Source organism: Sphingomonas sp. GW821-FHT09E03, assembly GCF_059416225.1.
This window is the reverse complement of sequence record NZ_JBWKOS010000003.1, coordinates 97,116-109,446: the sequence shown is the minus strand read 5'-3', so window position 1 is coordinate 109,446 and position 12,331 is coordinate 97,116. Positions and strand designations below refer to the sequence as shown.

The window sequence follows — 12,331 nt, the reverse complement described above, 5'->3', positions numbered from 1 at the left end:
CGCCGGTTTAGCCGCGGAAATTATCCTTGGCGCGGCGGTACTCGGCAAGTCGATCGACCGTCGTGGCGCGGAGAAACGGATTGGTGGTCCGCTCCAGCCCGATGGTGGTGGGGATCGTGGCATCACCGCGAGCACGTGCGGTGTCCACCTCCGCCATGCGATCGATGATCGCCTGGTTTTCGGGCTCCGCGACCAGGGCGTAGCGGCCGTTCGACTGGGTATATTCGTGCCCGCAATAGACACGGGTGTCATCGGGTAGCGCCGCATAGCGCTGCATGTTGGCGAACATGTCAGCCGGCGTGCCCTCGAACAAGCGGCCGCAGCCCATCGCAAACAAGGTGTCGCCGGTGAAGATCGCGCGATCATCGGCAAAGTGGAAGGCGATGTGGCCCTGGGTGTGCCCCGGCACCTGCATCACCCGTGCGACGTGATCGCCGAGCGTCACGGTATCGCCCTCGCCGACCAGCACGTCGAGGCTGGGAATTTTCCCGGCCTCGGCGGCGGGACCGGTGATCCGTGCGCCCGCCGCCTTGATCGCCTCATTGCCGCCGGTGTGATCGGGATGCCAGTGGGTGGTCCATACCCCGTCGATCGTCCAGCCCCTTGCCGATGCTGCGGCTAGCACTGGCGCCGCTTCGCCGGGATCGACCACGGCGGTCTGGCCCGAATCGGCATCGTGGAGCAGCCAGGCGTAATTGTCGCTCAGCACCGCGACGCGGACGATCTCCAGCATGTCACCACTCGCCCGTGTTGGGCATCGACGACCAGGGCTCGGCGGGTTCGAGCACGCCATCCTGGAGCAGCTCGATCGAGATGCCGTCGGGGGTGCGGACAAAGGCCATATGGCCGTCGCGCGGCGGGCGGTTGATGGTGACGCCGGCGTCCATCAGCCGCTGGCAGGTCTCGTAGATGTCGTCGACCTGATAGGCGAGATGGCCGAAGTTGCGGCCGCCGCTGTAATGCTCGGGATCCCAATTGTAGGTGAGCTCAACCTCGGAGTCGGCGCGCTCGCCGGGCTGGCGGATCGCATCGGGGGTCGCGAGGAAGATCAGCGTGAAGCGACCGCGCTCATTGTCGATACGGCGCACTTCCTTGAGGCCGAGCAGCTCGAAGAACCGGATGGTCGCGTCGGGATCGGTGACGCGGATCATGGTGTGGAGGTATTTCATGCGGCTTCCTCGGTAAGGGTTGGCCGCTACCTAGGAACTGAGCCTTGGCGGTACCAGCCAAGGCGGTGGATTTTAGCGACCTTGCGCAGGCATGTGCGCGGACGAGGGCGGCGGCGTGATCGCCGGCGCGGGACTTGCCGGAGGCGGCGTATCGAACTGCCGCAGCGCATCAACTGCGTGGCGGCCGACTTCGCCGTTGGGCGACAGCCGTGCCGCCTCGGCCCAGGCGGCGCGGGCACCGGCCTCGTCGTGCGCGGTGGCGGCGATGTTGCCCGCTTCGAGCTGGACGGAAGCATCGTCTGCGGAGCGGCGGAGCGCCTCGGCGATGTCCTTCTTGGCACGGGGCAGGTCCCCCATCCGGCGCGCGAGCGTTGCCGACAGCAGCCAGGCTAGCGGATCGGCAGTGGCGTTGGTGAGGGCGAGATCGAGATCGCGGCGGGCGGCATCGATCTCGCCGGCGACGACCAGCGCACGGGCATGGTCGAGCTGCGCCTCGCCCAGCGACAGGCCGGTCAGAGTGCCGGCGACCAGCGCGGTGTCGAGCGCGGCGCGGGCCTTGACGGGTTCGCCCGCGGCCAGCCAGGCGTTGCCCGCCTGCGCCCAGTAATTGGCGGCGCGGGCATCATGGGCAAGCTCTGCAGCGCGGGCGGCGGCCGTGAATTCGGTAGCAGCGGCGGGATATTGGCCGTCGCGGGTGTAGGCGATGCCCGCGCACTGGCGCGCGAACCAGCCGCCCCCGGTGGCGCCCCATTGTGATGCTTCGGTGCGGGCGGCGGCGGTGTCGCGGGTGGCGAGATCGACACAGCGCTCATAGCGCGCCTCGCGCGGGTCGGCCGGACGGGCGACGGGAGTCGCTTGCGTGGCGGCGGCGGCAAGCAGCAGGCTGATCATAATGCGTCAATCACATCCTCAACCGCACGGACGACGAGCGCGATATCAGGTGCGCGCGACAGGCGGTGGTCACCGTCCTTGACCAGCCAGGTCTGCACATCGGCTGAACGAATCAGCTCGGCGAGGCGGCAGGTGCGATGCCAAGGCACGTCGGGATCGGCCTGACCCTGCACCAGCCGGACCGGGCCATCGAAGGCGATCGGCCCGAACATCAGCCGGTTGGCTTCGCCCGAGGTGTAGAAGGCGCGAGTGTAGACGGTGGGAGCGGGGCCATAGCGATTGGCGCGCTCGAGCCGACCACCGGAGAGGATCGCCATCTTCTCGTCCATGCTGAACCCCCAGTCGGTGAAATCCGGCGCGGGGGCGATGCCGACGAGGCCGACGACCTGCTCGGGGCGCGCCCTGGCGGCGAGCAGCATCAGCCAGCCGCCGAGCGAGGAGCCGACGAGGATCGCTGGACCCTGCACGGCGTCGTCGAGCATCGCCAGCACATCGTCACGCCAGTCCGCAAGGCTCTGCTCCTCGAAGGCGCCTTCGCTCTGGCCGCAGCCGGCATAATCGAAGCGCAGGTAGGCGCGCCCCGCAGCCCTGGCCCAGACCTCCAGCGCTACCGCCTTGGTGCCGTTCATGTCGGAGGCGTAGCCGGGCAGGAAGACGATCGTCGGGCCGGTGCCGGCGGTGAGATGATAGGCGAGGCGGGGGCGGGAGATATTGGTCATCGGAGCTTTGTAGAGGCAAAGCAGAGGCGGGAGAACCACTCTGCCGGCGCCCCAATGCCCTTCGCGAATTGTAGCAAAAGGAGATTGGAGAGATTTCATTAACTTCGATTGTTTCGTCCATTTCGGAACTAATGCAAGTTAGCTTCGTCGAACCGGCATGTCTCTCGATGGAGGTACTATGTCGCAGTCAAGCACGCCGGCCTCGCGTGAAGCACGTGCAGCGCAGCGTTTCCCGACCCACTTCGGCGGCCAGCTGGCCGTCCAGTCCGATCTGTTTCCCGTGATCATCGCCAACATCTCGCGCGATGGCGCCAAGGTGAGGTGCATTGCCGGGTTGCGGCTGGGCATGCGGGTGACGTTGAAGGCGAATGGGCTCGACATGCCGGGCACCGTGATGTGGAAGTCGGCGAGCACCTATGGGCTGCGCTTCGCCGGCCCGGTTGACCCGCTAGAGATCGTGCGCCGAAACTATGCCGGGCTCGAGCATTTGCGCGTGTCGCGAGTCGACGACTGCGACGCCGCATTGGTCGTTCCTCAGCCGATCAGATGACGAAATCGACCGTCCGCATCTGCAGCTGATCCGCCTTCACGACGCCGCGCTTGGCGACCATCTGGCGGTGGAGTTCGGCGACCGTGCTGCTGCCGGTGGTCTTGAAGGCTGCAGGCAGGATGGCGTGGACAAGGCAGGCGCCGCCGCCAGCGACCATTGCCAGCCCAAAGCGACCGGCTGTTGCCAGATGCTCGGCATAGCTTTCGCCAACGGCCTGAGGGTGATCGAGGAACAGGCGACGCAACATGGCTGGTACTCCGTGCTTCAGCACGACCGAGCATATCAGGTCGCGGCTCCGGCGCCACCCTCGCCAAGCCGGGCGAGCATCTTGCCGGCGAGCAGGCTCAACGTATCATCACGGGCGCCCATCACGATGATCCGGTCGCCGCCACATGCTTCGGCGACCAGCAGCGCGGCGGCGGCGTCACGATCGGCGACATAGCGGGCATCGCGGCCGGCGGCCTGGAGGTCGGCAACGATATCGGCACTGGTCACATCGCGCGTGACGGTGCCACCGTAATAGACAGGGTCGGGCAGAATGAGGATGTCGTTGGCGGCCATGCGCGCCGCCAGCGCCTCGACAAGATCGTGGCGCATCACCGTGAGGGGACCGTAGCCGTGCGGCTGGAACAGCATCAGCAGCCGGCCGGGGAAGGCGTGGAGCGTATCGAGCGTGGCACCGATCTTGTCGGGGTTGTGGCCGAAATCGTCGATCACCGCGACGCCGCCGGCCTCTCCGACCAGATCGAACCGCCGGCGCAGACCGGTGAAGCCGGCGATCGCGATGGCGGCCTCCGCCAGCGGCACGCCGGCCGCTACCGACGCGGCGATTGCCGCCAAGGCATTGGCAACATTGTGTCGCCCGGGAACCTGAAGGCGGACGGGGATCGGCGGATTGCCGGCGACCGCCAGATCGAAGCCGATCGAGAACGGCGCCTCGACGAGGTTGCGCGCGGTAAAATCCGCGTCGCGGGCGATACCGACGGTGGTGATCTGGGTCGCCGGACGCTGCCGGGCGAGCAGTGCCGCCTCGTCATTGTCGATGTTGACGATCGCGGTCTCTGCCTTGGCGATAAAGCCGGCAAATAACAGGCGCAGTTCGTCGAGCCCCTTGTGATCGAGGCTGACGTTGTTGAGCACGGCAATGCGCGGGCGGTAATAAGCGATCGAGCCATCGCTTTCGTCCACTTCGCTGACAAAGGCCTCGCCGCTGCCGACCAAGGCGCTGGCGAAGGGCGCATCGGCGGTGGCGAAGTTCTTCATCACCGCGCCGTTCATCACCGTCGGGTCGCGGCCGCAGGCGTGGAGGATCCAGCCGATCATCCCGGTCACGGTGGATTTGCCGCTGGTGCCGGCGACGCCGATCGGCAGCGAGCTGTCGTTGAACAGCGCGGAGAGCAGCTCGGGGCGGGTGGCGCGCTGGCAGCCGAGCCGGGTCGCGGCGACGATATCGGCGACGCTGTCTTCCACCGCGGCCGAGGCGATGACGAGCTGGCCGGGGCTGGTGATGCCGCTGCCGTCCTGCGGGAACAGCGCGATGCCCTTGGCGGCGAGATCGTCGAACTTGGCGGGGACGCGGCCGGAATCAAGGTTGCGGTCGGAGCCCGACACCCGGGCGCCGCGGCCGGCGAGGATCATCGCGAGCGGCATCATCCCCGAGCCCCCGATGCCGACGAAGAAACAAGGACGGTTCGCGAGGTTGCCGATCTGCATGGTGCCGGGCTAGTCGAGACGGGCGGCGGCGGGCAAGGTCTGTGTGGGATTGTCGGGCCCGGTAGCCGCTGCCGACGGACGAATGTGGGGGTAATCGGAGTGAAGATCGGCATTCTCGCGCTGGCGAGCATCGGCAATCACGACGTCGTTGCCCCGATCAGCGCATTCGCGGCGTTGGCCTATCCCGAGGTCGATCTCGTCTTCCACCCGCAATGTTTCGAGGTCGACGGGCATTTCGCCGGCTCGGACGCGCGCCGCGCGGCGGCCTTTCTTGACTATGCCAACGATCCCGCGTTCGACGCGATCTGGTTCCTGCGCGGCGGCTATGGCTCCAACCGCCTCCTGTCGACGGTGATGCCGCAGCTCGGGGCGGCCGCCCGGCACAAGGCGTATCTTGGTTACTCGGATATGGGGTTCCTGCTCGGTGCCCTCTACGCACGCGGGATCGGCCGGCCGGCGCACGGGCCGATGGCGAGCGACATCCGTCGCAAGGGCGGCGACGTCACCGTCGCGCGCTCGCTCGGCTGGCTGGCGCGGGGCGACCGGCAGGGGCTGGAACCAGGGCTCGACGGGCGGCCGGCGGCGGCGTTCAACCTCTCGATCCTCGGCGCGCTGATCGGCACGCCATGGCTGCCGGATCTCACCGATCACGTGCTGCTGATCGAGGAGGTATCCGAGGCGATGTACAATATAGACCGGCTGCTGTTCCACATGGCCCATGCCACTCAGTTGAAAGGGCTGGCGGGGGTGCGGCTGGGGATCGTCAACGACATCACCCCCAACGAGCCCGAATGGGGCGAGACGCTCGAGTTCATGATGGACCGCTGGTGCCGCGACCTCGGCGTGCCCTATCTGGGGCGGGCGGAGGTCGGGCATAGTCAGGCGAACCATGTGGTGCCGTTCGGGATCGCGTGACCACATCCGCCGCGGCTGCGTAAGGCCGGGATGACGCGAGCGCGCCGCTTGCCTATATGACGGCGGCGACGGCATAAGCCGCGCCTCCTTTTACCCAATGAAGGCCTATCATGTCCGCCATGTTCCGCATCACGCTGCCCGACGGTTCCGTCCGCGAGGTAGCCCCGGGGACTACCCCGGCGGACGTGGCCGCCGCCATCGGCCCCGGCCTTGCCAAGGCGGCGATCGCCGCGCGGATCGATGGCGAGGTTCGCGATCTGTCACGGCCGTTCGAGAAGGACACGGATCTCGCGCTGATCACGATGCGCGACGAGGCCGATGCGCTCGAGCTTGCTCGTCACGATTTCGCGCATGTAATGGCCGAGGCGGTGCAGCATCTGTTCCCGGGCACGCAGATCACCTTCGGGCCGGCGACCGAGGACGGCTTCTATTACGATTTCGCGCCGCCCAAGATCGATGGCAAGGATCGCCCGTTCACCGACGAGGACCTGCCCGCGATCGAGGCCGAGATGCGCGCCATCATCGCCCGCAACGAGCCGTTCGTGCGCGAGGTGTGGACGCGGCAGGAGCTGATCGACCGCTGGACCGTGCAGGGTGAGCGCTTCAAGGCCGAATGGGCCGCCGAGCTGCCCGAAGGCGAGGAGCTGACCATCTATCGACAGGGCGAGTGGCTCGACATGTGCCGCGGGCCGCACATGCCCTCGACCGGCAAGCTCGATCCCGCCGCGTTCAAGCTCACCCGCGTGTCGGGCGCTTATTGGCGCGGCGATCAGAAAAACGCGATGCTGAGCCGCGTCTACGGCACCGGCTGGCTCACCAAGAAGCAGCTCGACCAGCACCTGTTCCGCCTGGAAGAGGCGGCCAAGCGCGATCACCGCAAGATCGGCGCGGAGATGGACTTGTTCCACCTTCAGCCCGAGGCGCAGGGCTCGGTATTTTGGCACCCCAAGGGCTTTATCCTGTGGCGGGCGATAGAAGCCTATATGCGCCGCCGGCTCGATGCCGCAGGCTATGCCGAGGTGAAGACCCCGCAGCTGATGGACGCGCGCCAGTGGGAACAGTCGGGCCATTGGGGCAAGTATCGCGAGAACATGTTCGTGGTGCCGGACGAGATCCCCGGCACCGAGGACGACGCGGCGATCTTCAGCGGCACCGCCGATCTGATGGCCTTGAAGCCGATGAACTGCCCGGCGCACGTGCTGATCTTCCGGCAGGGGATCAAGAGCTACCGCGACCTGCCGATCCGCATGGCCGAATTCGGCTGCTGCCACCGCAACGAGCCGCATGGCGCGCTGCACGGGATCATGCGGGTACGCCAGTTCACCCAGGACGATGCCCATATCTTCGTCCGCGAGGATCAGCTCGTCGCCGAGGTGCAGCAATTCTGCGAGCTGCTCGACAGTGTCTATCGTGACCTCGGCTTCGAGGATTATGCGATCAAGCTCGCGCTGCGCCCCGACAAGCGCTTCGGCGACGACGCGATGTGGGACAAGGCCGAGGACGAGCTGCGCCAGGCGGTGCTCACCTCGCAGCTGAGCGAGGGCAGCCTCGCCAAGTTCGAGGAGCTGCCGGGCGAGGGCGCCTTCTATGCGCCAAAGCTCGAATTCCATCTGACCGATGCGATCGGCCGCACCTGGCAGGTCGGCACCATCCAATCGGACCGGGTGCTGCCCGAGCGACTTGATGCGAGCTACGTCGGCGAGGATGGCAATCGCCACCGGCCGGTGATGCTCCATCGCGCCATCCTCGGCACGTTCGAGCGCTTCATCGGCATCCTCATCGAGCATCACGCCGGGCGCTTCCCGCTGTGGCTGGCGCCGGTCCAGGTGGTGGTGGCGACGATCGTCTCCGACGCGGACGATTATGCCCTCGAGGTCGCTGCCGAGCTGCGCAAGGCAGGGCTGCGAGTGGAGACCGACCTGCGCAACGAGAAGATCAACTACAAGGTGCGCGAGCACAGCATGGCCAAAGTCCCCAACCTGCTGGTGGTGGGCAAGCGCGAGGCCGAAGAGGGCACCGTCGCGGTGCGGCGACTCGGCAGCCAGGGGCAGGAGATGCTGAGCCTCGCCGCGGTGACCGAGCAGCTCCGCCAGGAGGCGCTGGCCCCCGATCTGCGCTGATCGCGACAGATCCTGCGTCATCCCAGAGTCGATACGGGATGACGCAGGCCGAGGGGCGACGGTGTGGCCACTTCAACCCAGGTTGGCGCGCACCCACCGACATCCTTTTAAAACGGCTGTCGAAACACTATATACCAGTCTGAACCACCACAGGAGCAATACCCATACGTCCTCCCATGATGCGCCGACCCAATCAGGCGCCGCCAATGAATGGTCCCCGCTTTAACGAGTGGATCGTCAGCCCCAAGGTCCGCGTGATCGACCATGAGGGTGAGAATCTTGGCGTGATGTACACGCGCGAGGCGATGGCGCAGGCGCAGGAAATTGGCTTGGATCTGGTTGAGGTGTCGCCCAACGCGGATCCGCCCGTCGCCAAGTTCCTCGACGTCGGCAAGTTCAAGTACGAGGCGCAGAAGAAGGCGAACCTCGCCCGCAAGTCGCAGAAGACGCAGGAGATCAAGGAGATCAAGATGCGTCCGAACATCGACGACCACGATTACGACACCAAGATGAAGAAGGTCGCCGAGTTCATCGAGGAGGGTGACAAGGTCAAGGTCACCATGCGTTTCCGTGGTCGCGAGCTCAGCCATGGCCAGCTTGGCATGGCGGTGCTCCAGCGCGTCGCCGAGCAGGTTACCGAGATCGCCAAGGTGGAGGCCTATCCGCGCATGGAAGGCCGCCAGATGCTGATGGTGCTCGCGCCCAAATAAGCCTGCAGCCGTCATCCGGCTTTCCAGCCGCAGCGACCACGCGATTTGAACACCGGGTCTGGCAACAGGCTCGGTGTTGCGCATGGGATACACTGTTTTGGAAAATGCGGTTACGTGGCGAAATAATTGGACGCTGATGCTGGGGCGATCCTAGCTTCCTGAAGAAACCCGAAGTTCAAAAACAGGGTTCGACCAGGGAGAGGACCATCATGCGCCTGACCGCGTATCTGCTATCCGCCGCGACCATCGCGATTGCGGCGCCTGCCCTCGCACAGCAGGCACCCTCTCAGCAGCCGACCGATGCGGCGACCACGCAGGCCGAGGCGCAGGCCAGTACGCCGGGCGCTGCCGCCAACGCCTCGGTCGATCAGGGGCAGCCCGCCGCAAGTGACCGTACCCGTTACTACAACGACGACATCATCATCACCGCGACGCGGCGCGCCGAGCGCCTGTCTAACGTGCCGATCGCGATCTCGGCGGTGAGCACCGAGGCGCTGCAGAATTCAGGCGCGACCGACATCCGCCAGATGACGCAACTCACGCCGTCGCTGCTGGTGTCGTCGACCGGCTCAGAGGCCAATGCCTCCGCCCGCATCCGCGGCATTGGTACCGTCGGCGACAATCCCGGGCTCGAGAGTTCGGTCGCGGTGTTCATCGACGGCGTCTACCGCAGCCGGACCGGCTCTGGGCTCAACGATCTCGGCGAGGTGGACCGGATCGAGGTGCTGCGCGGACCGCAGGGCACGCTGTCGGGCCGCAACGCGTCCGCTGGCACGATCAACGTCATCACCAAGCTGCCGCAATATCAATTCGGTGGCTATGCCGAGGTAAGCTATGGGAATTACAACGCGCTGCGCTCGGCGATCGGCATCACCGGGCCGATCATCAAGGACAAATTGGCGTTTAGGATAGACGGCGTCGCCAGCAAGCGCGATGGCTTCTACCGCGATGTCGTCAATGACACCGACTATAACGATCGTAACCGCTATTTCGTCCGCGGGCAGTTGCTGTTCGAGCCGACGCCGGACATCTCGCTGCGCCTGATCGGCGACTATACCCGCCGTGACGAGAAATGCTGCGGCGCGGTTTACACCGACCTACGCGAAAAGATCGACCCGACGCCGGGCGTGCCGGGCGACTTCGCCATTAATCCCGCGGGCAACCGCATCGTTCAGGTGATGCAATCGATGGGGGCAATCTTCCCCAGCGCGGGCGATCCATACAATCGCCAGATCGCCTTCACCCCGGGCCGCGACTACGCCAACGTCACCAAGGATTATGGCGGGTCGGCGCAGCTCGACTGGAACTTCGGCGCCGCCGCGCTGACCTCGATCACCGCCTATCGCGAGTACAAGTCCGGCGGCGCTTCCGACATCGATTATGGCAACCTCGATATCGGTTACCGGCCGGATGACGGCAACAGCTATCGCCAGTTCCACACCTTCAGCCAGGAGTTGCGGCTCAACGGCGAGGCGTTCGGCGGCAAGCTCGATTGGCTGATCGGCGGCTACTATTCCAAGGAAGACATCGTCGTTGCCGACAACCTCAAGTTCGGCACCCAATATGGCGCCTTCGCCGCCTGCCGGATCGTCGCCACGATCAACCCGGCGGCCGCGCTGCGCAATCCCAATGCGCCCGGCTGCCTGAGCCCGACGGGGACCGCTGTGCTGACCGGCGCGCTCGGGGCGGCAGCGCCACTGGTGATTGGCGGTGTGCGGCGGCTCTCGACGCTCAACGATCTCGGCGACACCCGTTCGACCTATTATCAGGATGGCGAAAATTACGCCTTCTTCACCCACAACATCTTCAAGATCACCGACAAGCTGAGCATTACCGGCGGCCTGCGCTACACCCATGAGCGCAAGGACTTCCACGCCGATTTCAACAACAACAACACGGTCTGCCCCGCCCAGCAGGCGGCGCTGAGCCCGTTCCTGGCCAATCCGGCATTCGCCTCGCTACAATCGCTGCTCGGCGGCATCATCACGCTTACCTGCACCGGTAATTCAACCTCGGCGCTCAACGCGCTCGATCTTCAGGACAGGATCAGCGAGGGCGAGTTCACGGGAACCGGCGTGATCTCGTACAAGCCCGTGCCCGACCTGCTGCTCTACGCCTCCTATTCGCGCGGCTATAAGGCGGGCGGGTACAATCTCGACCGCTCGGACCTGTCGGCCAATGTGTTCACGTCGCCGACCAACGCCAGCGCCAGCCGGCTGCGCTTCGATCCCGAGACGGTGAACGCCTATGAAGTGGGGCTGAAATACACCAGCCCGCAGTTCACCTTCAACGCTGCCGGCTTCCGCCAGGAGTTCAAGAACTTCCAGCTGAACACCTTTAATGGCACCAACTACATCGTCCAGAACCTCACCTCCTGTGGCGATAGCCTCAACGGCGCGGATGGAGACAATAGCTCGGCCACCGGCAGCTGCACCGGTAAGACCGGCTATGGCGTGCTGAGCCAAGGGTTCGAACTCGAGGCCGGCGTGTTCCCGGCGCGCGACATCTCGATCAGCCTCGGCTACACGCTGTCGGACACCCGCTTCCGCCACAATCTGGTGGGCAGCGAAAGCGGCGAGGCGCTCGATGCGGCGCTGTTCCTGCTCTCGGGCAGCGACTTGTCCAACGCGCCGCGCCATGTGGTGACGTCATCGGCGAGCTGGTCGCCGCCGATCGGTTCGTCGGGGCTGAGCGCCCTGTTCTACGTCGATGGCCGGTTGACCTCGGACTATAACACCGGGTCCGACAAGTTCGTCGAGAAGGAGCAGGATGGCTTCTTCCTGCTCAACGCCCGCATCGGCATCCGCGGGCCCAAGCAGGTGTGGGCGCTGGAGGTATGGGGGCAGAACCTCACCAACACCCAATATCAGCAGGTGGCGTTCAACGCGCCGTTCCAGGGCGCAGGCAGCCAGGCGCAGGTGCAGCGGTTCGGTGCCCCGAGCTTTGCGGTTGGGAACCAGATCTTTACCTCGTTCCTCGCCGAGCCGCGCACCTATGGCGTGACGCTGCGGACGCGGTTCTAGATCGCCGGGACGAGGGCGAGCAGCCCTCGTCCTCGATCATCTCAGACGGCGGCAAGCGTGGCGGCGTTGCGCGTGATCGCGGCGGCACCGGCGACAACCGCGGCATCCTCGACGAAGCCGGTCGGCGTCTGGCCGTAGCGGCCGAGCGCCGCCATGCGGGCACGCCAGCCGGGGTAGGAGGCGACCACCGCGGTAGCGCCGCCGATCGCCGCGCCAAGCCAGCGCTGCTTGTGCGAGGACAGCGCGGCGCCGGCGATCGCCGAGGTGACGAAGCGCGCCGCGAGGCCGATCGGGACGATGCGGTCGGGCGCCGTCTTCTGCTTGTCGCCGGCCATTTCGGCAACGGCGAGCGCGAGCGCGCCGGCGGCGACCACCGGATGGGCAAGGAGCTTGGGCGCGCCATTGTCGGCGGGCAGCTCGTCGCGGGCGGCGGCGATGGCGACGGTGGCGAGCGGGGTCATGGCGCGCTGACCGCCGACGAGGCCCATGAGGAAGGAAGCGAGCATGATGGTCTCCGCTGG

The 12,331-nt window shown here is 66.1% G+C and carries 12 protein-coding genes; 5 read left to right on the top strand and 7 right to left on the bottom strand.

Annotated features, from left to right (window positions below; all coding sequences use genetic code 11):
• Window positions 1–7: 7 nt before the first annotated feature.
• From gloB to AC07M8_RS08335, 4 genes are all read right to left on the bottom strand, one after another.
• Window positions 8–733 (bottom strand): hydroxyacylglutathione hydrolase, encoded by a 726-nt coding sequence (gene gloB / locus AC07M8_RS08350; RefSeq protein WP_495173889.1) that lies wholly within the window; start codon window positions 731–733, stop codon window positions 8–10.
• Window position 734: 1 nt separating this feature from the next.
• Window positions 735–1,169 carry a VOC family protein gene (locus tag AC07M8_RS08345; protein WP_495173888.1) on the bottom strand — a complete coding sequence of 145 codons (435 nt, stop codon included), beginning with the start codon at window positions 1,167–1,169 and terminating at the stop codon, window positions 735–737.
• 72 nt (window positions 1,170–1,241) lie between these two features.
• A complete protein-coding gene (locus tag AC07M8_RS08340) occupies window positions 1,242–2,060 on the bottom strand; it encodes a tetratricopeptide repeat protein (RefSeq protein ID WP_495173887.1) in 819 nt (272 codons plus the stop codon).
• Window positions 2,057–2,779, bottom strand: a complete 723-nt coding sequence (locus tag AC07M8_RS08335; protein ID WP_495173886.1) for an alpha/beta fold hydrolase — start codon at window positions 2,777–2,779, stop codon at window positions 2,057–2,059. Before AC07M8_RS08335 ends, AC07M8_RS08340 begins: the two co-directional genes overlap by 4 nt.
• Before the next feature lie 178 nt (window positions 2,780–2,957).
• Here AC07M8_RS08335 and AC07M8_RS08330 point away from each other — a divergent pair, with 178 nt between their 5' ends.
• Window positions 2,958–3,329 carry a PilZ domain-containing protein gene (locus AC07M8_RS08330; RefSeq protein ID WP_495173885.1) on the top strand — a complete coding sequence of 124 codons (372 nt, stop codon included), beginning with the start codon at window positions 2,958–2,960 and terminating at the stop codon, window positions 3,327–3,329.
• Here AC07M8_RS08330 and AC07M8_RS08325 read toward each other — a convergent pair.
• Both AC07M8_RS08325 and AC07M8_RS08320 read right to left on the bottom strand, forming a co-directional pair.
• On the bottom strand, window positions 3,322–3,576 hold the full coding sequence (locus AC07M8_RS08325; protein ID WP_495173884.1) for a DUF6356 family protein: 255 nt from the start codon (window positions 3,574–3,576) through the stop codon (window positions 3,322–3,324). The genes AC07M8_RS08330 and AC07M8_RS08325 overlap by 8 nt on opposite strands.
• 35 nt (window positions 3,577–3,611) lie before the next feature.
• Window positions 3,612–5,042: a glutamate ligase domain-containing protein gene (locus AC07M8_RS08320; protein WP_495173883.1), complete on the bottom strand. Its 1,431-nt coding sequence runs from the start codon at window positions 5,040–5,042 to the stop codon at window positions 3,612–3,614.
• A 99-nt stretch (window positions 5,043–5,141) separates the two neighbouring features.
• Here AC07M8_RS08320 and AC07M8_RS08315 point away from each other — a divergent pair, with 99 nt between their 5' ends.
• The 4 genes from AC07M8_RS08315 to AC07M8_RS08300 all read left to right on the top strand — a co-directional run bounded on the left by AC07M8_RS08315 (window position 5,142) and on the right by AC07M8_RS08300 (window position 11,810).
• Entirely contained in the window at window positions 5,142–5,957 is an 816-nt protein-coding gene (locus tag AC07M8_RS08315; protein ID WP_495174265.1) for an LD-carboxypeptidase, read from the top strand.
• A 110-nt stretch (window positions 5,958–6,067) separates the two neighbouring features.
• Window positions 6,068–8,077, top strand: coding sequence for a threonine--tRNA ligase (gene thrS / locus AC07M8_RS08310; RefSeq protein ID WP_495173882.1), 2,010 nt, complete (start codon window positions 6,068–6,070; stop codon window positions 8,075–8,077).
• A 176-nt stretch (window positions 8,078–8,253) separates the two neighbouring features.
• Entirely contained in the window at window positions 8,254–8,787 is a 534-nt protein-coding gene (gene infC, locus AC07M8_RS08305; protein ID WP_267395067.1) for a translation initiation factor IF-3, read from the top strand.
• Window positions 8,788–8,996: 209 nt separating this feature from the next.
• Window positions 8,997–11,810, top strand: coding sequence for a TonB-dependent receptor (locus AC07M8_RS08300; RefSeq protein ID WP_495173881.1), 2,814 nt, complete (start codon window positions 8,997–8,999; stop codon window positions 11,808–11,810).
• A 41-nt stretch (window positions 11,811–11,851) separates the two neighbouring features.
• Here AC07M8_RS08300 and AC07M8_RS08295 read toward each other — a convergent pair whose 3' ends face one another.
• Window positions 11,852–12,316, bottom strand: a complete 465-nt coding sequence (locus AC07M8_RS08295; RefSeq protein ID WP_267395065.1) for a DUF4126 domain-containing protein — start codon at window positions 12,314–12,316, stop codon at window positions 11,852–11,854.
• Window positions 12,317–12,331: the final 15 nt, after the last annotated feature.

What these genes read in the sequence shown, in the direction of transcription:
- gloB (WP_495173889.1), bottom strand. Translation starts at nt 733, where the DNA reads ATGCTGGAGATCGTCCGCGTCGCGGTGCTGAGCGACAATTACGCCTGG.
- AC07M8_RS08345 (WP_495173888.1), bottom strand. Translation starts at nt 1,169, where the DNA reads ATGAAATACCTCCACACCATGATCCGCGTCACCGATCCCGACGCGACC.
- AC07M8_RS08340 (WP_495173887.1), bottom strand. Translation starts at nt 2,060, where the DNA reads ATGATCAGCCTGCTGCTTGCCGCCGCCGCCACGCAAGCGACTCCCGTC.
- AC07M8_RS08335 (WP_495173886.1), bottom strand. Translation starts at nt 2,779, where the DNA reads ATGACCAATATCTCCCGCCCCCGCCTCGCCTATCATCTCACCGCCGGC.
- AC07M8_RS08330 (WP_495173885.1), top strand. Translation starts at nt 2,958, where the DNA reads ATGTCGCAGTCAAGCACGCCGGCCTCGCGTGAAGCACGTGCAGCGCAG.
- AC07M8_RS08325 (WP_495173884.1), bottom strand. Translation starts at nt 3,576, where the DNA reads ATGTTGCGTCGCCTGTTCCTCGATCACCCTCAGGCCGTTGGCGAAAGC.
- AC07M8_RS08320 (WP_495173883.1), bottom strand. Translation starts at nt 5,042, where the DNA reads ATGCAGATCGGCAACCTCGCGAACCGTCCTTGTTTCTTCGTCGGCATC.
- thrS (WP_495173882.1), top strand. Translation starts at nt 6,068, where the DNA reads ATGTCCGCCATGTTCCGCATCACGCTGCCCGACGGTTCCGTCCGCGAG.
- infC (WP_267395067.1), top strand. Translation starts at nt 8,254, where the DNA reads ATGATGCGCCGACCCAATCAGGCGCCGCCAATGAATGGTCCCCGCTTT.
- AC07M8_RS08300 (WP_495173881.1), top strand. Translation starts at nt 8,997, where the DNA reads ATGCGCCTGACCGCGTATCTGCTATCCGCCGCGACCATCGCGATTGCG.
- AC07M8_RS08295 (WP_267395065.1), bottom strand. Translation starts at nt 12,316, where the DNA reads ATGCTCGCTTCCTTCCTCATGGGCCTCGTCGGCGGTCAGCGCGCCATG.